This is a genomic window from Streptomyces sp. NPDC005931 (assembly GCF_042871235.1).
In the GTDB taxonomy this organism is placed as follows: Bacteria; Actinomycetota; Actinomycetes; order Streptomycetales; family Streptomycetaceae; genus Streptomyces.
Genome location: NZ_JBIAIG010000004.1, coordinates 63,921 through 82,875, shown reverse-complemented (window position 1 = coordinate 82,875; position 18,955 = coordinate 63,921). Strand labels below are relative to the sequence as shown.

Genomic DNA, 18,955 nt, shown 5'->3' with positions numbered 1-18,955 from the left:
AGCCCGGTCCCCATCTCTTTGATCGCATCAAGATCGGCCCGAGTGTGTGGTCGTCTTCACCAGACATGACGCCCCCGCATCACGGATGCACTCCCCCTGAACCGGTGGTGCGGCGAGGCCCGCGACCCCGCCGCACTACGACGACCGGAGCAGCGGCTACTTGCGCGCCGCCTTAGCCAGTTCGTCGTCGATCTGCTCGAACTTGTCCGCGGCCATGGTCAGGTAGTCGCCCATGCCGTCCAGGCCGTCCAGCGTGGTCTTCGCACCGTTGGTGAACTCGTCGAAGTTCTCGTCGAAGGCCTTCGATGAACTCTTGGTCACGTAGCCGGAGTTGACCAGGTTGTTGATGTACTTGCGGAGGGCGTCCAGCTTCTCCTGGAGCTTCTCCTTCTCCTTGACGACATGCTTGGCCGCTTCCCGCATGTCCTGATATGTGATGTCAAGGTCCTTGGCCATGAAGCCGCTTCCTCTCGCAACGCCGCAGGGCCAACCCCCGTGGCTCCCTGTTTGCGGAACTACCGGCCACCCGTCGCGGCCCCGTGACACAAGAGCCTTGCGAGGCAGGCGATATGACCGTCCGCTCTTGCGGCAGCAGCTTACGGGTGTGACCGGAGGTGCCACATCCCGCCTGTGTGAAAGCGGCGTTGTGAAGTCGTGCACGCCGTTGCCATCGGGAACACCGGCACACATCCCGGCTGCCCCGTGCCGACGCCGAGCCGATATCGTCACGGGAACCGTGACGCGCGTGGTGGATGCGTCGGAAGCGGCCACAGGGCCTGGGGAGGACAAGCGTGCGCCTGACTCTGACCGTCGTCGATCCCTTCGGCGGGGACGCCGCCGATGTCGTGCTCGATGCCGATCCCGAGTCCACGGTGGGGGACATCGCTCAGGAGCTCGCCAGGCAGGTCGGGCACAGCGGGGCCCAGGTGATTCCCCTCGGGCATCAGGGAGCGGCTCCGGCCCACAACGCCCCGCTGGTCTACGTGGACGGGTACGCCGTCGATCCGAGCGCCACCGTCATCGGATCCCCCTTGCGGGAAGGGGCCGTTGTCTCGCTCCAGGACCCTTCCGGGTGTCTGCCCGGGGAGCCCGCCGGGCTCGTCGAGCTGCGTCTCGTCGGCGGGCCCGCCGCAGGGGCCGTCCACCGGCTCGGGGTCGGCCGGTACGACATCGGCAGCGGGCCGGCCTCCTCGCTCCGCGTCGACGATCCCGAGGTCGACGCCCGCGCTCTCACCCTCTCGGTCGCGACGGACGGGACCTGCCGCGTCACCGTGCACGCGGACGCGGACCAGGACGGCAGGACCGGGGTGACGCTCGACGGGAAGGCCATTGAGGACTCGCGCGGCGGTGAGGAGACCGACGACGACGGCAAGAACAGCCGGAAGGGCGGGAAGGGCAGGAAACGGAAGAAGCCGAAGACGGGCGAGCCGACGGGGAGCGCCGGGGCGGGCGGCCTGACGGACGGCACCTACGACTGGCCCCTCGGCGCGCAGATCGGCGTCGGCAACTCCCTGCTGGAACTCACCCGTTACTCGCCGCCCAACGCCGCGCTGAAGTGGTCCGAGGACGGCATGGGGCTCGACTACAACCGGCCGCCCCGGCTGCGTCCGCCCGAGCGCAGGACGAACTTCCGGCTGCCTTCGGCGCCCCGCGAGTACGAGCCCCGTCCGCTGCCCTGGCTGATGGCGCTGACGCCGCTCGTCGGTGCGGTCGTCATGGTGGCCGTCTTCCAGCGCTGGTACTACCTGATCATGGCGGGGCTCAGCCCCATCCTGCTCTTCGCCAACTACTTCAACGACAAGAAGCACGGACGCAAGTCCCACGCCAAGCAGGTCCAGGAGTACGAGGAGCAGAAGGAGCGGATCGAGAAGGACGCCCAGGATGCGCTGGTCCAGGAGCGCGACGACCGGCGGCACGCCATTCCCGATCCGGCGACGGTGCTCTCGCTCGGGACCGGGCCGCGCACCCGGCTGTGGGAGCGGCGGCGCACCGACCGGGACCACCTGCTGATCCGGGTCGGCACCGGGCAGTTGCCGTCCGAGGTCGTGCTCGACGACCCCGAGCAGGACGACCACCGGCGCGAGGTCACCTGGAGGATCGAGGACGCGCCCGTCGCGCTCCACCTGCGGTCCCTCGGCGTGATCGGCATGGCCGGGCCCGGTGACTCCGCCCGCGCGCTCGGCCGGTGGGCCGTCGCGCAGACCGCCGCCCTGCACAGTCCGATGGACGTGCAGTTCTACGTGCTGAGCGAGAACTCCGCGCAGGAGTCGTGGGACTGGGTGCGGTGGCTGCCGCACGCCCGGCCCTCCGGCGGTCAGGACGTCAACGTCCTCATCGGCACCGACGCCGAGACCGTCGGCGCCCGGATCGGCGAGCTGACGCAGATCCTCGACGCCCGCAAGAAGGCCGCCGAGCAGAACCGGTCCCAGGGCACGACCTTCAGCGACCCGGACATCGTGGTCGTCTGGGACGGGTCACGGCGGCTTCGGTCGCTGCCCGGTGTGGTGCGGCTGCTGCGCGAGGGGCCGTCGGTGTCCCTGTACGCCATCTGTCTGGACGCCGAGGAGCGGTTCCTGCCGGGTGAGTGCCAGGCGTTCGTCGTCGCCGAGCCCAGGGCCGAGGAGTACGACCGGGAGCAGCAGCAGACCCAGGTCCAGCAGGCTGTCGGTGGTTTCCCCTCCTTCCACGCCTGGCACGCCGGCGCCGCCGCCGAACCCGGCCGGGCGGGCGCGCCCGACAAGCTGCGGCTGCGTGTCGAGGAGGCGGGCGCGGAGCGCGTCAAGGAGGTACGGCCGGACTTCGTGTCGCCGGCCTGGTGCCTGCGGCTCGCCCGGTCCCTGTCGCCGCTGCGGGACATCAGCGGGGAGACCGAGGACTCGGCGCTGCCGGCCGCCAGCCGGCTGCTCGACGTCCTCCAGCTCGAGCCGCCGACGAGCGACGCGATCGTGGCGCGCTGGCGGATGGGCGGGCAGTCGACGCTGGCCGTCATCGGCGAGTCGTACGACGGGCCGTTCGGGATCGACATTCGCAAGGACGGGCCGCACGGCCTGATCGCCGGTACCACCGGATCCGGCAAGTCCGAGCTGCTCCAGACCATCGTGGCGGCCCTCGCGGTGGCGAACACGCCCGAGAACATGACCTTCGTGCTGGTCGACTACAAGGGTGGCTCGGCGTTCAAGGACTGCGTCAAGCTGCCGCACACCGTGGGCATGGTGACCGACCTCGACGCGCACCTCGTGGAGCGCGCCCTGGAGTCGCTGGGGGCCGAGCTGAAGCGGCGTGAGCACATCCTGGCCGCCGCCGACGCCAAGGACATCGAGGACTACCAGGACCTGGTGCGGCGGGACCCGTCGCACGCTCCGGTGCCCCGGCTGCTCATCGTCATCGACGAGTTCGCGTCGATGGTGCGCGACCTGCCCGACTTCGTCACCGGCCTGGTGAACATCGCGCAGCGGGGCCGCTCCCTCGGCATCCACCTGCTGCTGGCCACCCAGCGGCCGAGCGGTGTCGTCTCCCCCGAGATCCGCGCCAACACCAACCTGCGCATCGCGCTGCGCGTGACGGACGCCGGCGAGTCGACGGACGTGATCGACTCCCCCGAGGCCGGGCACATCTCCAAGAGCACACCCGGTCGCGCGTACGCCCGCCTGGGCCATGCCTCCCTGGTGCCGTTCCAGTCCGGCCGGGTCGGCGGTCGCCGCCCCGGGGCGGCGGACCCGGCGGCGCTCGCGCCCTGGGTGGGCCCGCTGACCTGGGAGGACCTGGGGCGGGCCGCGCTGGCCAAGCCCAGGTCCGAGGCGCGCGAGGACGACGAGATCACGGACCTGAAGGTTCTCGTGGACGCCGTGCGCGACGCCAACAGCTCGCTCGGCGTCCCGGCCCAGCACAGCCCGTGGCTGCCCGCGCTGGACGAGACGCTGCTGCTGGACGACGTGCCGGTCCCGGCCGTCGCGCTCGCGCCGGGCAAGCTGCCGCCGGCCCCGTACGGCGTCGAGGACCTGCCGGCCGACCAGGCGCGCCGCCCGGTCGTCGTGGACTTCTCCACGTTCGGCCATCTGATGATCGGCGGTGCCCCGCGCAGCGGCCGGTCCCAGGTGCTGCGCACCATCGCGGGCTCCCTCGCGCGCACCCACTCCGTCGCCGACGTCCACCTGTACGGCATCGACTGCGGCAACGGCGCGCTCAACGCGCTGACCCGGCTGCCGCACTGCGGGGCGGTCGTCGGCCGCAACCAGACCGAGCGGGTGATCCGTCTGGTCAACCGGCTGAAGGGTGAACTGTCGCGCCGACAGGACTTGTTGGCGGACAAGGGTTTCGCGGACATCGGCGAGCAGCGGGCCGCGGTCGCCGAGGACGAGCGGCTGCCGCACGTCGTCGTCCTGCTGGACCGCTGGGAGGGCTGGGTGCCCACGCTCGGCGAGATCGACCACGGTTCGCTCACCGACGAGCTGCAGACGATGATGCGTGAGGGCGCCAGCGTCGGCATCCACCTGGTCCTGGCCGGTGACCGGACGCTGCTCGTCGGCCGGATCGCGACCCTCACCGAGGACAAGTACGGTCTGCGCCTGGCCGACCGCAGCGACTTCTCCTCACTGGGCATTCCGGCCCGCAAGGTGCCCGAGGAGATCCCGCCCGGCCGTGCGTTCCGCAACGAGTCGGGTACGGAGACCCAGTTCGCGCTGCTCGCCGAGGACACCACCGGTCAGGGCCAGGCGGCCGCGCTGGCCGCGATCGGCGAGGCGGCGGCCGTCCGTGATGCCGGAGTGCCGCGCGCCCGGCGCCCGTTCCGCGTCGACAGCCTGCCCAGCCGCATCTCGTTCCCGGAGGCGTGGGAGATGCGCGACCCGGAGGCGTCGCGGTCCAGGCTGTGGGCGCTGGCCGGCATCGGCGGCGACGAGATCGTCGGCTTCGGACCCGATCTCGCCGAGGGGGTGCCGGCGTTCGTCATCGCGGGACCGGCCAAGTCGGGGCGCTCGACGGTGCTGATGAACTTCGCCCAGTCCTTCCTCGCGCACGGCACCCGGCTGGTCGTTGCCGCTCCCCGGCAGTCTCCGCTGCGGCAGCTCGACGGCGCGGACGGCGTGCTGAAGGTCTTCACCGGCGACGACATCGACGAGGACGAGTTCGAGGAGCTGATCGACGGGGCGTCGGTCGACGAGCCGATCGCCGTGCTCGTCGACGACGGCGAAATCCTGGAGGACTGCGACGCCGCGAGCCAGATGAAGAAGGTCGTGTCCCGGGGCGCCGAGCGCGGCCTCGCGCTCGTCATCGCCGGTGACGAGGAAGACGTGTGCAGCGGCTTCTCCGGCTGGCAGGTCGACGCGAAGAAGGCCCGCCGCGGCATCCTGCTCTCCCCGCAGGAGTCCTCCAGCGGCGATCTCATCGGACTGCGCCTGTCCCGCAGCATGGTCGGCGGACAGGTCGCCCCCGGGAAAGGCATGCTGCACCTGGGGGACGGTGAGCTGCGGACGGTCGTGGTGCCGGGGTAGCACGGGCTCGGCCCGGCCGAAGCGCCGGAAGGCGGCGGGGGCCGTGGTGCGTTACGAGCACCGGCCGGAAGGCCGGGAAGAAGGACAAGGGCTGGGCGTTGCTGCCTCTGTCTTCCCGTCGCCCTCGCCCTGTTCCCGGCTCGGCGGGTTCATCACCGCGGTGGCCTCCCGGCCGAAGCAGCGCAGTGATCGGGACTGCGGCTGCTACCGCGAGGGCGGATCGTGCCGGGTGCACGAGGAGTACTCATTCCGTTGGGCGGTCGTGCTCGCGGTCGCTCACCGTGGTCGTGGGTCTGGGCGCCCTGCTACGCGCGGTACGGCGCCCCGGAGACACCGGCCGCCGAGAACCCGTCGGACTCCTCCCCCGCTACCTGATCTTCGACAGCCGCGCCTCCGGCCGCCCCGAGGCCTTGCTGTCGGACTCGTACACCAGGTCGTCGCCGACCGGGGTGAGGCGGACGGTGTGCAGGGCCTGGTTGCACACGTCGCGATGGGACGTGGCGCCGACGGAGTCCGTGACGAGCTGCTTCTCGGTGACCTGCTTCAAGGTCAGGACGTCGTCGCAGACACCGCCGAAGATGTCGGTGTGGCGGAGCGTGCCGACCCGTTCGCCGATCCTCGCCTGCTTGATCGTCACCCGGAACGTGCCCAGCGGGATGGCGATGCCGTCACGGGAGGTGGCCTGGCCCTCCCAGGTGCCGACGTACGCGGCGGGGACCTCGGTGACGGGCGCCTTCGACTGGGGTCCGCCGTCCTGATCGGACGCGCCTCCGCGGGAGTTGCCCGGCAGCAGGTCGAACACGAACACCGATCCGACGGTCACCGCGGCCAGCGCCCCCGCGACCGCCAGGGCGACCGTGCAGCTCACGCGCCGGCCCCGGCCGCCGTTCCCGGGGGTGTTCGTGGCCGCCACGGAGACGGCGAGTTTCGGGGGACGGTCGCCGGAGGGCTGGGTCGGTGGGTGGGGGTCCGCGGTCGGGTGCCGGTGAGAGGCCGGTTGCCCGGGAGAGGCCGGTTGCCCGGGAGAGGCCGGCCGCGGGTCGGGGGCCGGGTGCGGGTCGGGGGCCGCACGCCCGTGGGAAGTCGGCCGCGGGTCGGGGGCCGCACGCCCGTGAGGGGTCGGGTGCGCGTGCGTCTCGCGGGGAGCGGGGACGGCGGCGGCCGGTGTCCCGTCGGTCGCCGGCATCACCGGCGGCGGACCGAACGCCCCGGTGCCGGCGGTGCCGTCCGCGGTCACCGCCTCCCCCACCGAGGGCCGGCTGAAGCCGACCGGTCCGGAGGAACTGCCCTCGCCCGCCTCGAGGTTGAGCAGCCGTACGGCGGCCCGGCTGACCTGTTCCACCAGTGTTCCGGGCAGCCATCCGCCCGCCACCAGCCGGGCCGCGCCCTCGGGGGCGAGACGGCGGGCCACCTCGGCGGGGGCCGGGCGGGCGGCCGGGTCCTTGTCCAGGCAGACCCCGACCAGCTCCCGGAGCTCACCGCCACTCAGGCCGTCCAGGTCCGGGGGCTCGTGCACGACCTTGTAGAGCAGCGCCGCCGAGGAGTCACCGGGGAACGGCGGCCGGCCCGTGGCCGCGTACGCCAGAACCGCGCCCAGGGAGAAGACGTCCGCCGCACCGGTGACGCCCTTGCCGAGGATCTGCTCGGGGGACATGTAGCCGGGGGAGCCGATCGACACGCCCGTCGATGTCAGGGAGGCCGTGCCCTCCAGGGCACGGGCGATGCCGAAGTCGATGAGCAGCGGGCCGTCGAGGGTGAGGAGGACGTTCGACGGCTTCACGTCCCGGTGCACCAGGCCCAGATCGTGCACCGCCGTCAGCGCCTCGGCCAGTCCCGCTCCCAGCGTCCGTACCGTGGCGGCGGGCAGCGGACCGCCGTCCGTGACGGCCGCGGCCAGGGACGGTCCGGCGGCGTAGGCGGTGGCGACCCAGGGCACCCGGGCCTCGGGGTCCGCGTCCAGGACGGGCGCCGTCCAGGCGCCGCCCACCCGGCGCGCGGCCTCGACCTCGCGGCGGAAGCGGGCGCGGAACTCCTCGTCGAGCGCGAAGTGCGGGTGCACGATCTTCACGGCGACCGTGCGTCCCCCCGGACTGCGGCCGAGGTAGACCCGGCCCATTCCGCCAGAGCCGAGCCGACCCAGCAGCCGGTAGGGTCCCACGGCGGTGGGCTCGTCGACGTCGAGCGGCCGCATGGCGTCCACCCCTCCCCCTAGCGCCGGAACCTGCCAGCAGGGTAGTGGGCGGCCCCCCGCGGCCTCACGGCCGCAGCAACTCCACCTTCACGTCGGCCGGGAACCCCGTCGTCGGGCCGACCCGGCGGGCGAACTCCGCGACCGCCTCCAGCTGGGCGGGGCCGAAGCTGAAGTCGAGGGTGGTGAAGTACTGGGCGAGGGTGGCCTCGTCGAAGTCCTCCCAGCGGGCCGCCTGCTCGGCCACCTTGCCGACCTCCTCCAGGGAGAGGTTGCGGGAGGCGAGGAAGGCCTCGTGCACCGTGCGGGTGATGACCGGCTCGCGCTCGACGTAGTCGCGCCGGGCGGCCCAGACCGCGAAGACGAACGGCAGCCCCGTCCACTGCTTCCACAGTTCGCCCAGGTCGTACACGTCCAGGCCGAAGCGCGGCCCGTCGACCATGTTGGCCCGCAGCGCCGCGTCGCCGATGAGGACGGCCGCCTCGGCCTCCTGCATCATCAGGCTCAGGTCGGGCGGGCAGGTGTAGTAGTCGGGGTGTACGCCGTACCGCTCGGCGAGCAGCAGCTGGGCCAGTCGTACGGATGTGCGCGAGGTCGACCCGAGGGCGACCCGGGCCCCGTCGAGCCGGTCCAGCGGGACCTGGGAGACGATCACGCACGACATCACGGGGCCGTCGCAGCCGACGGCGATGTCGGGGAAGGCGACCAGGTCGTCCGCGTGCTTGAGGAACTCGACGAGGGTGATCGGCCCGATGTCGAGGTCGCCCTGCACCAGCTTCTCACTGAGCTTCTCGGGGGTGTCCTTGGTGAGCTCGAAGTCGAGGAGCGTGCCCGTTCTCGCGAGTCCCCAGTACAGGGGCAGGCAGTTCAGGAACTGGATGTGGCCGACGCGCGGCCGGGTGCGAGGATTGTCCACATCGTGAGGCTAGCCCTCGTGCCGGGGTGGCGGGCCTCCGGCCCTGCGGTGCACGGTGCCCCCGGGGGCGGTGGGAGAAGGAGGACGTTCAAACATTCGGGTGACGTGATCTTGACCTCTATTGCATTCGGGCGCTCGCGTGCTAGGCTCGTCCGCAAGTTGCAGTTTGGTTTCCCTTGCAGTACAGAGCCTGCGGAGCATGTGACCGCGGGCTCTCGTCGTTCTCAGACGTATGCAGTTGTGCAGAACTCAAATCTTCACACTTGCTGGTTCTGGAGCAGGGCAACCCTTTTGAGCCCAAGGAGGGCTTATGGCTACCGGAACCGTGAAGTGGTTCAACGCCGAAAAGGGCTTTGGTTTCATCGCCCAGGAGGGCGGCGGCCCCGACGTCTTCGTCCACTACTCCGCGATCAACGCGACCGGCTTCCGGTCCCTCGAGGAGAACCAGCAGGTGTCTTTCGACGTCACCCAGGGCCCGAAGGGCCCGCAGGCGGAGAACGTCACCCCGGTCTGATCCTCCGATCCGGGAACGACTAGCAGTACCCAAGGAGCCCCGCGCCGTCAGGCGACGGGGCTCCTGCCTTTCCTCCCGTCACCGCCGTGATCGGCCACCTCGGTGAATTCCCGGCGAATTCTTCCCGCCGGTTCGCCGCGACGGCTGTGCGCGGGCCCGGACGCGCCCCGCGGTCCGCCCGTGACGTGCGGAGTTGCCCATATGCGCACATGCCTCATACGTGTTGCATGATCAGGACGAATGTCGTGCCGGACTCCAGCGCCTCGTAAGCGTGCGGGATGTCTCCGCGGTAGGACATGTAGTCCCCCGGCCCGAGTTCGACGCTCTCCCCGTCGGGCCCCGCCTTGATCCGGCCGGCGCTCACCACGATGTGCTCCACGGTCCCCGGAATGTGCGGTTCCGAGTCGCGCACGCTGCCGGGTTCGAGGCTCACGGTGTAGATGTCCCGCCGTGCGCCCGGGGGGCTCACCGACAGCAGGGTGGCCGCGTAACTGGACTGCTCCGAGTGCACGGTCGGCCCCTGGCCGGCCCTGATGACCTGCACCGGCGGGACCGGGGGCTCCACCAGTGCGCTGAACGGCACGCCGAGCGTCACGGCCAGTGCCCAGATCGTCTCCATGCTCGGGTTCCCGCTCGCCGCTTCCAGCTGAGAGAGCGTGGACTTGGCGATTCCGGCGCGCTTGGCCAGCTCGGAGAGCGAGAGGCCGGCGCGGGTGCGTTCGCGGCGCAGCGCGGCGGCGATCCAGTCGAGGGGCAGGCGGGGCGGGGAGGTGCTGTCGGCCATGTTCGTTCGCTCCAGGGGACCAATCGTTCGGCTTGACGAACGCGAGCTGCTGCGTCCATTGTAGGAAACATGCGTTCGGCACGTCGAACACCCTGGCCCACCGCGTCCACCGCGTCCTGGTCCACCACGTCCTGGTTCTCCGCCTCGGTCGGAGCCGACCTGCTGCGTGACGTGTCTCTGGTCTGCCTGGCCGGGGGCGTCGTCGGCGTGTCCTTCGGGGCGATCGCCGTCGCAGGAGGGCTGCCGGTATGGGTGCCGGTGGTGATGTCGCTGGTGGTGTACGCGGGATCCGCACAGTTCAGCGCGGTGGGCGTACTGCTCGCCGGGGGCGGGCCGGTCGCGGCGGCGGCGACGGGGTTGCTGCTCAACACCCGTACGGCGGCGTTCAGCCTCGCGGTGGCCGAGCACATCGGCCGGGGGCGGCTCGCCCGTCTGGTCGGGGCTCACCTGGTCACCGACGAGACGGTCGCCTTCACCCTGGCCCAGCAGGACCCGGCACGGCGGCGCACGGCGTTCTGGCTCTCCGGGGTCGGGCTGTTCACTGTGTGGAACACCGGGGTGCTGGCGGGCGCGCTGGCCGGCAGCGCGCTGGGCGACACGGCGCGGTACGGGCTGGACGCGGCGTTCCCGGCGGTGCTGGTGGCGCTGGTGCTGCCGACGCTGCGCGCCGACCCGGCCGTGCGCCGGGCCGCGCTGTCCGGCGCCGCGCCGGCGGTGGCGGTGGCGGCGCTGCCCGGGGTCCCGGCCGGGGTTCCGGTGCTGGTGGCGTTGGCGGGGCTGGTGCTGTTCGGCACGCGCCCACGCACGCGTACGGCGACGGCGGACGAGCGGCAGCGGGGGCGGTCGGTGTGAGCGGGGCAGTCGCCGTGATCCTGGTACTCGCCGTCGGAACGTATGCGTTCCGGCTGGTCGGACCGGTGCTGCACGGGCGCGTGGAGTTGCCGGCGCGCGTACAGGAGTTGCTGTCCGCCGGTGCGGTGGTGCTGCTGGTCGCACTGCTGGCGACCGGTGCGCTCACCGAGGGCGGCGACTTCGCGGGCTGGGCCCGTCCGCTGGGGGTGCTGGCAGGCGGCGTCCTGGCATGGCGCGGGGCACCTTTCGCGGTCGTCGTCCTGGGGGCTGCGGGGACGGCGGCGGTGCTGCGGGCGGTGGGCGTCGCTTGAGAGCCGTCCCGTCCTCCCCAGAGGCCGAGGGTCATGGGTCTGTGCCGACGGCACCGGCCGTCCTCGGCGAACGGCCGAGGTCTCCGGTGAGGATGCGGGGGTGTCGCCGCCACCACCACAGGTCGGGGCCGGGCAGTCTGTGGAACTGGTCGAGTGCTTGGCCGTCGTCGTCGATGGTCGCGGCCCTGTACCGGTTGTCCAGGACTCTGATCCGAGGGGTCCAGAGCTGGACGATGTGTTCGTCCAGCAGGAGCCACGCCTCGTGCAGCCAGTCACGGCAGCAGAGGTCGTCGGTGTACTCGTAGATGTCGTCGCCGTGGCCGCGCTCGATGGCGCTCACCAGCGCCGCCCACGCGTTCACTCTCTCAGCGACCGTGAATGCCGTCCGCCGGCCGCGCCGCTGCAACAGCTACGCCACCTCGGTTTCAGTTGCCAGGGACGTGAGGCTCTCATGCCGAGTCGGTGAGGGCCGCCCGAGAACTGTCCCGCCAGGGGCTGGCGAGTCTCTGAGCGTGATCAGGATCAGACGATCTCGCCGTGCCTGAACAAGGCTCCCATGCCTATGATTTGACGCCGTACACGTCTCTCACCGACACGGGAGCCTCATGCGTTGCGGGACGCCGGCCCGTTACCCGATCAGTGGACACGCTGAAACCATCAGTCAATCAACAGGCCGGGCGAACCACTGAATTGCACGACGACTTCAGTACCAGAGTTGGTTGTAATTGGTTCCGGAAGCGCAACTCCACAACTGAATCTTGTTGCCGTTGGCCGAACTACCGTTGGCGTTGTCCAAGCACTTCCCCGTGGCGACGTTCACGAACCGGTAGTAGCTGTGTCCTGCGCCTGAGAACCTGAATTCCTGACGCCACATCTGCCGCCTGTCGCCGTGGTTGCACGTCTCCTGAACGACAGCCGTTCCGTTCGTGATGCCAGTGCCTTGCGGATCGATGCACTTTCCGCTGTATCTGTTGCGCAACAGCCGGACGTTGCTGGGCTGGCCCGTAGCCGTATCGAGGTACCAGTACTGGCTCGTCCCGCCGTAGAAGTCCCAAAGGTGCACCTTCGCGTATTCCGCGGTAGAGGGTCCCTGAACGTCCAGCACCATCCGGTTCAAGTCGCTGACGGCTGCCGAAGCCCACCAGTAGGGCCCGGCAGTGGCAGCGGCCGCCGGAGTCGGAGCCAGGGCCAGCGTCAGCGTCAGCTGAGCGACGCCCACAGCAGCCGCAGTGAATATCTTGTGAGACCTCATGACTCTCCCTCGTTGTCGTAGATCGGCTGAGAGTTGCCAACCTCGCGCTGACGTGACGAACTGCGGCGCAGGGAATTCTGTTGGCCTTCTCCGCACCCGGAAGAAACAATGCGTGCTTCGCCGGCCTGCCAAACGAACACGCCCGCACCTGCGGACATCGAAGCCGGCCTGGCGGATGCCTTTGTGCCGTCGATCTCCCTTTCTGGTCTGAAGGGGTGAACCGGGTTCCCCCACGGGTGCCCTTGGCGGTCTACGGTTCGGTCCGTGCCCTGGTGACAGCGCAGTTCACGCCCGCAGCACTCGTGAAGCGGGCGCTCGGAGTCGGAGTGGAACGTTGACTCCTGTCGCTGACGCCGAACTCCCGATGCGTTCCCCGTGTCTACACTCCCCCCGGCTCGAACGGCTGCAGAAGTGCGGGGCACCAGCCTGCTCCGGTCGGGCTTGCCACCGCGACGTTTCGTGCCACGATTCGAGCAGGTTCGAAGCGATGGTCGTGGCTGGGTCGCCTGTGCACGACACGTGCTGCCCCGGGCCCGGCTGCCACGGCTGACCCGTGCCTTCTACGGCACCCTCGCGAGGACTGGGCCGCCGTGTCCCGTCGGCGGCTCGACGGTCAGTCGTTGCGTCGAGGGTCCGGGCCGCGATCGCCCAGCAGGGCACGGCCGTCGCGCCGGGCCGTGTCGCTCAGCAGCGGTTCCATGCGGGTGAACAGCACCGCGAGTTCGGGTCCCCACCGCTCGCGGAACGCCGGATCGATCCCGAGGAGGTCGAGTTCGTTGGCTGCCGTCAGCTCGGCGAAGTCCCTGAGCACGCGGGGCCCCGGGTGGTACGTGCGGCCCGTGAAGCGGTCGTGGAAGGGGGCGTCCGGACCCGTGAGCGACGGGTAGGTGGCCGTGCGGTCACAGCTCGCGTAGGTGTGGACGATCTCCTCGGCCTCGGCACCGATCACTGCGGTGAGTTCCTGACGGCGGTCGAGGGGCAGCAGTGCCTCCGGGAAGCCGTCGGTTCCGTAGAAGGCGTGGCAGAGACCGGCGAGTTGAAGGGCGGGGCGGGCGCCCCTTCGCGCGAGTGCGGCCCGTACGCGGTCGAGGTGGGCCAGCAGGGTCCCGCCGGGATGGCCGGTGGTCGCGGCCCCGCACCGCTCCAACAGGGCGCGGGCCGCGTCGACGCGAGTGGGCACGGGTGGGGGCCTTTCGCCGGCGGTCGGGTGGGACACGGAGGGTCGGCACCCGCTCCCCTCCTCACCGCTGGTCCGGACGTCGGTGAGGACGGGGAGCGGGTTGCCGCCCTGGGCCCTGTGGAGATCGTCGCGGAGGTGCCGGGCCGAGTCAATCCTAAGAATCGGTGATCAATCCCAAGTGTTAGCTTGGGTGTTGTGACCTTGGACGACCTGCGGGTCTTCGTGGCCGTGTGCCGGGCCGGCAGCCTCAGCGCGGTGGCCCGTGATCTGGCATGCACGCAGTCGGCGGTGAGTCAGCACGTGAAGCGGCTGGAGCGGGAGACCGGCGTGAGCCTGCTGGAACGCCAGCCGCGGGGGGTGACGCCCACGCCCGCGGGCCGGCTGCTGGAGGCGGCCGCCGCCGAGGGCATCGCGGGCCTGGATCTGGCGCTGCGGCGGCTGCGGGAACTCGTCGAGGGCGAGAGCGGATCGGTGCGCATCGCCACGGGCGCGACCACCGTACGGCACTTCATGGCCGAGGCCGTCGTCGCCTTCCGCCGCCGCCATCCGGACATCAGCCTGGAGTTCCGCACGGCGAGCTCCAGCCGGGGCTGCTTCGACGCGCTGGCAGACAGCGAGCTCGACCTGGCGTGGGTGACGCTGGGCGCACCGGTGCGGGGCATCGAGCAGCGGGCGGTGGTGGACCTCCCGTGGGTACTGGCGGTACCGGCCGACGATCCGCTCGCCGCCCGCCCGTCCGTGGACGCGGCCCAGGTGCAGGACCTGCGCCTGATACGGCTTCCCCCGGACTCGACCTCCGCCGCCCAACTGGACGCGTCGTGCGCGGAGTCCGGGGTGCGCTTCACGTTCGACACGAGCGTCGCCGACTGGGACACGGCGCTGCTGCTGGCGGAACTGGGCCTGGGCCGGGCGGTGGTCCCCGCGCTGCCCGGGCACGCGGTCCCGGGCACCGAGGGCCCCCTGCGCCTGGTCCCGGTCCGGGGCCTGCGTCCGCTGTCCGTCGGCTGGGCCGTGCGCCGCTGGGACGCGCTCACGCCCCCGGCCCGCACGTTCGCGGACACGGTGACGGCGAGCTGTCACCGGAACGCACCGACCCTTCCCTGAGCGTGAGTTCGGCCCACACGGTCTTGCCGACGTCCCGGTCCGCGACCCCCCACGCCCGGCTGAGCGCGGCGACCAGACGCAGACCTCGGCCGCCCTCCCCGTACGTGTCGCCCACGTCACCGGGCACGGGGAGGCGGTCCCCGCGGGCGTCGCTCACCTCGATACGGAGCGTGGCGTCGGGCAGCAGCAGCCGAAGCCGGATCTCGAAGTCCCGTCCGGGGACCCGGCCGTGCGTGACGGCGTTCGCGGCGAGCTCGCCGACGACGTGCTGGGCGGTGTCGTTCGGCTCGCTGCCGTGCGGGAATCCCCAGGCGTCCAGCTGGTGCGCGGTGAGGCGACGGGCCAGGCGGGCACCACGCGGGGTGGGGCTGAGTCGCTGGGCGAGTTCGCCGGTGGGGGTGGTGATTCTGCTGTTCACGTCACCGAGCGTGGCGGGACGCCTCTACTGTGACCAGGGGCAGCGCGGCGACCATGCGTAGCCGTACGGGTGCGGTGGGTGCGGGTACGGGTCGTCGGACGTGAGGGTGGAGGCGTACGTGACGGAGACCCGGGAGCGCAGGCCGGAGACGCCTGCGGAGGCGGAGGGCACGACGGAGCTGTTCAGCGCACTGGGCAAGATGCTCAAGCTGCTGCGGGAGCGGTCGGGGCTGACGCAGAAGGAGTTCGGGCAGCGGGTGGGGTACGGGCCGGACGCGGTGTCCGCGATGGAGCGCGGGGTACGGGTGCCCCGGCCCGAGCTTCTCGAGAAGGCGGACGAGCTCCTGGGCGCGGGTGGGCTGTTGCGGGCCGCGGTGCCGGAGGTCCGGGAGGCGATGAAGAAGGCGCGGACCCGGCATCCGGAGTGGTACCGGAGTTACGCGGCGTTGGAGGCGGAGGCGGTCGAGCTGCACTTCTACGCGAACCAGGGGGTGCCCGGGCTGTTGCAGACGGAGGATTACGCCCGGGCGGTGTTCACTCGTCGGCGACCGCTGATGGACGAGGAGACCATCGAGAGGCGGGTGGCCGACCGGTTGGCGCGTCAGCAGTTGTTCGACAAGTGGCCTGCGCCCGCGTGCAGTTACGTTTTGGAGGAAGTGGTCCTGGACCGACCCGTCGGCGGCTCGGCAGTACACGCGCACCAGTTGCGGCGGCTGCTGTCCGTAGGGAACATGCGGAACGTGGAGATCCAGGTGATGCCTACGAAGACGGCGCAGCACCCCAACATGGACGGCTCGTTCAACCTGCTGACCCCGAGCAAGCACCCGCAGGTGGCGTACACGGAGATCCAGGGGTATCCCCGGTTGATCACCGACGGGGAAGAGGTCCGGAAGATCAGCGACCGTTATGGAGTCATGCGGGCCATGGCACTCGCTCCGATGGAGTCACGGGCCCTGATCGAGAGGAAGTTGGAGGAACTATGAGCGCTCGGGAACTCGACTGGTTCAAGTCCAGCCACAGTGGCGGTGAGGGCGGCGAATGCCTCGAAGTCGCCCTGTCTCCTCACGCCGTTCACGTCCGCGACTCCAAGCAGCCCGCGGGTCCGCATCTCACCCTCTCCCCCGCCGCCTGGGCGGGCTTCCTCGCCGGGGAAGTGGCCGTTGGCTGAGGTTCCGGACGCTGCTCGGCTCACCTTCGTGGAGGTGGAGCCGCCGGTGTTGTCGGTGGGGCAGCGAAGGGCCATGGACCGGCTGTGGGACGAGGCCGTGCGGGACAGTCCCGGGCTGTTCGACGGACCGGCGGTGGGGTGCGCCGGGGTCAGGCGCGAGGCGTCCGGGGAGGTGGTCGTCTCGTGGGTGCGGGCGTCGTACCGGTACCGCATGCTGCGTCGGGTTCCGGGTGCGCCGCGGGTGCCCTCGTTGTTCGTCTCCGTGGTGCAGCCGGCCGAGGACGGGCGGCTGGTGGTCGGGCAGATGGCCTCCTGGACGGCCTCTCCCGGGCGCTGGCAGTTGCCGGGTGGGTCCGCCGAGCCGCCCGTCGACGCCGGGGAGCCGTTGGACACCCGTACGCTGCGGCGTCATGCGGCGCGGGAGCTGGCCGAGGAGACCGGGATCGGCACGGCGCCCGGTGAGCTGTCGTTGTGGCACCTCACCCGGGGCGCGAACGGGAGCCTGGGGGTGCTGTTCCTCGCCCCTCCCCGGGCGGAGGCGGACGTACGGGCACGGTTCGACGCGCTGGTGGCGGCCGAGGAGGCCGCGGGGCGGGTCGCCGAGTTCGAGCGGGTCTCCCTGGTCCGGTCGGCGGAGGAGCTCGACGGGCCCGCGGCCGGGTCCCGGGTGGACTACCTGGAGGCCGTGCTCCGCAAGTGGGCCGGGCAAGATTGAGGGCTGCCGAGGGCCCTCAGTCGCCGCACGTCTCAATCGCCGCACGTCTCAGTCGCGTACCTCTCTCCCGTACATCTCAGTCCCCGTACATCGCCTCCACCTCGCCCGCGAAGTCCCGCAGGATCGTTTCCCTGCGGAGTTTCATCGACGGAGTCAGATGGCCCGCCTCCTCCGTGAAGTCCACGGGGAGGACGGTGAAGCCGCGGATCGACTCCGGGCGGGAGACCATCTTGTTGGCGTCGTCGATGGCACGCTGGATGATCGCGCGCACCTCCTCGTCGTCGGCGAGGAACTCCGGCGGCACCGGGTGCTTGCCGTTCATCCGGCGCCAGTGGGTGATGCCGGCGGGGTCCAGGGTGATCAGCGCGGAGACGTAGGGGCGGTTGTCCCCCAGGACCATGACCTGGGAGATCAGGGGGTGCGAGCGCAGCCAGTTCTCCAGTGGGGCCGGGGCCACGCTCTTGCCGCCCGCGGTGATGATCAGTTCCTTCTTGCGGCCGGTGATGGTCAGATACCCCTCGTCGTCCAGCTCGCCGATGTCCCCGGTGGCCAGCCAGCCGTCGGGTGCCGCGGGGACGACTCCGCCGGCCTGCGGGTCCCAGTAGCCGCGCAGCACGTGCTCGCCCGCGACGAGGATCTCGCCGTCCGCCGCGATGCGGATCCGCGTGCCGGGCAGCGGCCAGCCCACCGTGCCCAGGCGGGGCCGGAGCGGGGGCGTCACCGTGGTCGCGCCGGTCGTCTCGGTCAGGCCGTAGCCCTCGAAGACCTCGATGCCCGCACCGGCGTAGAACGCGGCCAGGCGCCGGCCGAGCGGGGAGCCGCCGCAGATGGCGTAGCGGACGCGGCCGCCCATGGCGTTGCGCAGCCGCCGGTAGACCAGCGGGTCGTAGAAGGCGCGGGCGGTCTTCAGGGAAGGGGACGGGCCGGAGCCGGTGCCGCCCCGCTGCGCCTCGAGGGCCTCGCCGTAGCGGCGGGCCACGGTCGCCGCGCGGTCGAAGGTCGCGACCCGTCCGGCCGACTCCGCCTTCGCCCGGGCGCTGTTGAAGACCTTCTCCAGCATGTACGGGATGGCCAGCAGGCAGGTGGGCCGGAAGCTCGCCAGGTCCGGGAGCAGGTCATCGGGCCTGAGGCTGGGGGTGTGGCCGAGGCGTACCCGTGCGCGGACGCAGGCGACGGCCACCATGCGGCCGAAGACGTGGGACATGGGGAGGAACAGGAGGACCGACGCCTCCTCGCGCGTGCGCGATCTGAAGACCGGGTAGAGCAGTTCGATCGCGTTGTCCACCTGGGCGAAGAAGTTGCCGTGGGTGAGGGCACACCCCTTGGGGCGGCCCGTGGTGCCCGAGGTGTAGACGAGGGTGGCGAGGCTGTCGGGCCCCAGTACACCCCGGCGCACCTCCACCTCCTGGTCGGACACGTGTGCGCCGGCTCCCCCGAGCCGCTCGACGTGGCCCTTCTCGACGATCCACACGTGCCGCAGGTCGGGCAGGTGCCCGAGTTCGGGGCCGAGTGCGGCGGCCTGACCGGTGGTCTCCGTGACCAGGGCGACCGCGCCCGAGTCGTGCAGGATCCAGCGGGCCTGGTAGACCGACGAGGTCGGGTAGACGGGCACGGTGACCAGCCCGGCGGCCCAGGCGGCGAAGTCGAGCAGCGTCCACTCGTAGATCGTGCGGGCCATGACGGCGATCCGGTCGCCCGGCACCAGGCCCTCGGCGATCAGGCCCTTCGCCACCGCCCGTACCTCGTCGGCGAACTGCACCGCCGTCATGTCCGCCCACCGTCCGTCGCCCATGCGGCGGCTGAGGACCACGTCGTCCGGCACCGTACTGGCGTTCTCGAACGGCAGGTCGGCGAGCGAGCCGTGGCGCACCGGCTTCGCGAACGGCGGTACGGACGCCTCCCGTACGACGCCGTCCAGCCGCCTGGTCTCGGGCTCGACCAGGACGGGCGCGCCGTAGGGGTCGCCGAGGGCGGGGGAGGTGAAGGCGGTGGACACGGGCGGCTCCTGTGGCGTGCAGCGGGGACTGCTTGCTGCCATGACGTACGTGCCTCGCACTCCGAGGCG

17 protein-coding genes are annotated in these 18,955 nt (G+C 71.3%); 8 read left to right on the top strand and 9 right to left on the bottom strand.

All coding sequences use genetic code 11. The features are described from left to right. Positions 1 to 156: 156 nt before the first annotated feature. On the bottom strand, positions 157 to 456 hold the full coding sequence (locus ACFYOV_RS11420) for a WXG100 family type VII secretion target (protein WP_159535155.1): 300 nt from the start codon (positions 454 to 456) through the stop codon (positions 157 to 159). 335 nt (positions 457 to 791) lie between these two features. Between ACFYOV_RS11420 and ACFYOV_RS11415 the strand changes: the two genes are divergently transcribed. Next, positions 792 to 5,489, top strand: coding sequence for an FtsK/SpoIIIE domain-containing protein (locus tag ACFYOV_RS11415; RefSeq protein ID WP_389085852.1), 4,698 nt, complete (start codon positions 792 to 794; stop codon positions 5,487 to 5,489). Positions 5,490 to 5,856: 367 nt separating this feature from the next. Here the strand turns inward: ACFYOV_RS11415 and ACFYOV_RS11410 are convergent, their stop codons facing one another. Together ACFYOV_RS11410 and ACFYOV_RS11405 are read right to left on the bottom strand one after the other, a co-directional pair. After that, a complete protein-coding gene (locus ACFYOV_RS11410; RefSeq protein ID WP_389085849.1) occupies positions 5,857 to 7,680 on the bottom strand; it encodes a protein kinase in 1,824 nt (607 codons plus the stop codon). Between the two features lie 64 nt (positions 7,681 to 7,744). Further along, positions 7,745 to 8,593 (bottom strand): menaquinone biosynthetic enzyme MqnA/MqnD family protein, encoded by an 849-nt coding sequence (locus ACFYOV_RS11405; RefSeq protein ID WP_389085847.1) that lies wholly within the window; start codon positions 8,591 to 8,593, stop codon positions 7,745 to 7,747. A gap of 310 nt (positions 8,594 to 8,903) precedes the next feature. On the opposite strand from ACFYOV_RS11405, the gene ACFYOV_RS11400 reads away from it, so the two are divergent. Then, the gene (locus ACFYOV_RS11400; protein WP_004984723.1) at positions 8,904 to 9,107 is read left to right on the top strand and encodes a cold-shock protein; all 204 of its coding nucleotides are present in this window, start codon (positions 8,904 to 8,906) and stop codon (positions 9,105 to 9,107) included. 214 nt (positions 9,108 to 9,321) lie between these two features. On the opposite strand, the gene ACFYOV_RS11395 is transcribed toward ACFYOV_RS11400, so the two are convergent. Continuing rightward, positions 9,322 to 9,891: a helix-turn-helix domain-containing protein gene (locus ACFYOV_RS11395; protein ID WP_389085844.1), complete on the bottom strand. Its 570-nt coding sequence runs from the start codon at positions 9,889 to 9,891 to the stop codon at positions 9,322 to 9,324. Positions 9,892 to 9,960: 69 nt separating this feature from the next. On the opposite strand from ACFYOV_RS11395, the gene ACFYOV_RS11390 reads away from it, so the two are divergent. After that, positions 9,961 to 10,743, top strand: a complete 783-nt coding sequence (locus ACFYOV_RS11390; RefSeq protein ID WP_389085842.1) for an AzlC family ABC transporter permease — start codon at positions 9,961 to 9,963, stop codon at positions 10,741 to 10,743. After that, positions 10,740 to 11,054 carry an AzlD domain-containing protein gene (locus ACFYOV_RS11385; RefSeq protein WP_389085840.1) on the top strand — a complete coding sequence of 105 codons (315 nt, stop codon included), beginning with the start codon at positions 10,740 to 10,742 and terminating at the stop codon, positions 11,052 to 11,054. The genes ACFYOV_RS11390 and ACFYOV_RS11385 overlap by 4 nt, the downstream gene beginning before the upstream one ends. A 31-nt stretch (positions 11,055 to 11,085) precedes the next feature. On the opposite strand, the gene ACFYOV_RS11380 is transcribed toward ACFYOV_RS11385, so the two are convergent. From ACFYOV_RS11380 to ACFYOV_RS11370, 3 genes are all read right to left on the bottom strand, one after another. Beyond that, positions 11,086 to 11,415 carry a hypothetical protein gene (locus ACFYOV_RS11380; RefSeq protein WP_389085838.1) on the bottom strand — a complete coding sequence of 110 codons (330 nt, stop codon included), beginning with the start codon at positions 11,413 to 11,415 and terminating at the stop codon, positions 11,086 to 11,088. A gap of 342 nt (positions 11,416 to 11,757) precedes the next feature. Beyond that, positions 11,758 to 12,306 (bottom strand): RICIN domain-containing protein, encoded by a 549-nt coding sequence (locus ACFYOV_RS11375; protein ID WP_389085836.1) that lies wholly within the window; start codon positions 12,304 to 12,306, stop codon positions 11,758 to 11,760. Between the two features lie 613 nt (positions 12,307 to 12,919). After that, positions 12,920 to 13,486, bottom strand: a complete 567-nt coding sequence (locus tag ACFYOV_RS11370) for a DUF6817 domain-containing protein (RefSeq protein ID WP_389085833.1) — start codon at positions 13,484 to 13,486, stop codon at positions 12,920 to 12,922. 195 nt (positions 13,487 to 13,681) lie between these two features. Here ACFYOV_RS11370 and ACFYOV_RS11365 point away from each other — a divergent pair, with 195 nt between their 5' ends. Next, on the top strand, positions 13,682 to 14,590 hold the full coding sequence (locus ACFYOV_RS11365; RefSeq protein WP_389085831.1) for a LysR substrate-binding domain-containing protein: 909 nt from the start codon (positions 13,682 to 13,684) through the stop codon (positions 14,588 to 14,590). On the opposite strand, the gene ACFYOV_RS11360 is transcribed toward ACFYOV_RS11365, so the two are convergent. Continuing rightward, on the bottom strand, positions 14,517 to 15,008 hold the full coding sequence (locus ACFYOV_RS11360) for an ATP-binding protein (protein ID WP_389085829.1): 492 nt from the start codon (positions 15,006 to 15,008) through the stop codon (positions 14,517 to 14,519). The genes ACFYOV_RS11365 and ACFYOV_RS11360 overlap by 74 nt on opposite strands. A gap of 118 nt (positions 15,009 to 15,126) precedes the next feature. Here ACFYOV_RS11360 and ACFYOV_RS11355 point away from each other — a divergent pair, with 118 nt between their 5' ends. Genes ACFYOV_RS11355 through ACFYOV_RS11345 form a run of 3 tightly spaced genes read left to right on the top strand, consistent with a single transcriptional unit; the run spans position 15,127 to position 16,890 of the window. Next, positions 15,127 to 15,990, top strand: coding sequence for a helix-turn-helix domain-containing protein (locus ACFYOV_RS11355; RefSeq protein ID WP_389085827.1), 864 nt, complete (start codon positions 15,127 to 15,129; stop codon positions 15,988 to 15,990). Then, a complete protein-coding gene (locus ACFYOV_RS11350; protein WP_389085825.1) occupies positions 15,987 to 16,175 on the top strand; it encodes a DUF397 domain-containing protein in 189 nt (62 codons plus the stop codon). The genes ACFYOV_RS11355 and ACFYOV_RS11350 overlap by 4 nt, the downstream gene beginning before the upstream one ends. Further along, on the top strand, positions 16,168 to 16,890 hold the full coding sequence (locus ACFYOV_RS11345; protein WP_389085823.1) for an NUDIX domain-containing protein: 723 nt from the start codon (positions 16,168 to 16,170) through the stop codon (positions 16,888 to 16,890). The genes ACFYOV_RS11350 and ACFYOV_RS11345 overlap by 8 nt, the downstream gene beginning before the upstream one ends. Positions 16,891 to 16,966: 76 nt before the next feature. Here the strand turns inward: ACFYOV_RS11345 and ACFYOV_RS11340 are convergent, their stop codons facing one another. After that, positions 16,967 to 18,928 carry an AMP-dependent synthetase/ligase gene (locus ACFYOV_RS11340; RefSeq protein WP_389085821.1) on the bottom strand — a complete coding sequence of 654 codons (1,962 nt, stop codon included), beginning with the start codon at positions 18,926 to 18,928 and terminating at the stop codon, positions 16,967 to 16,969. Between the last annotated feature and the right edge of the window lie 27 nt (positions 18,929 to 18,955).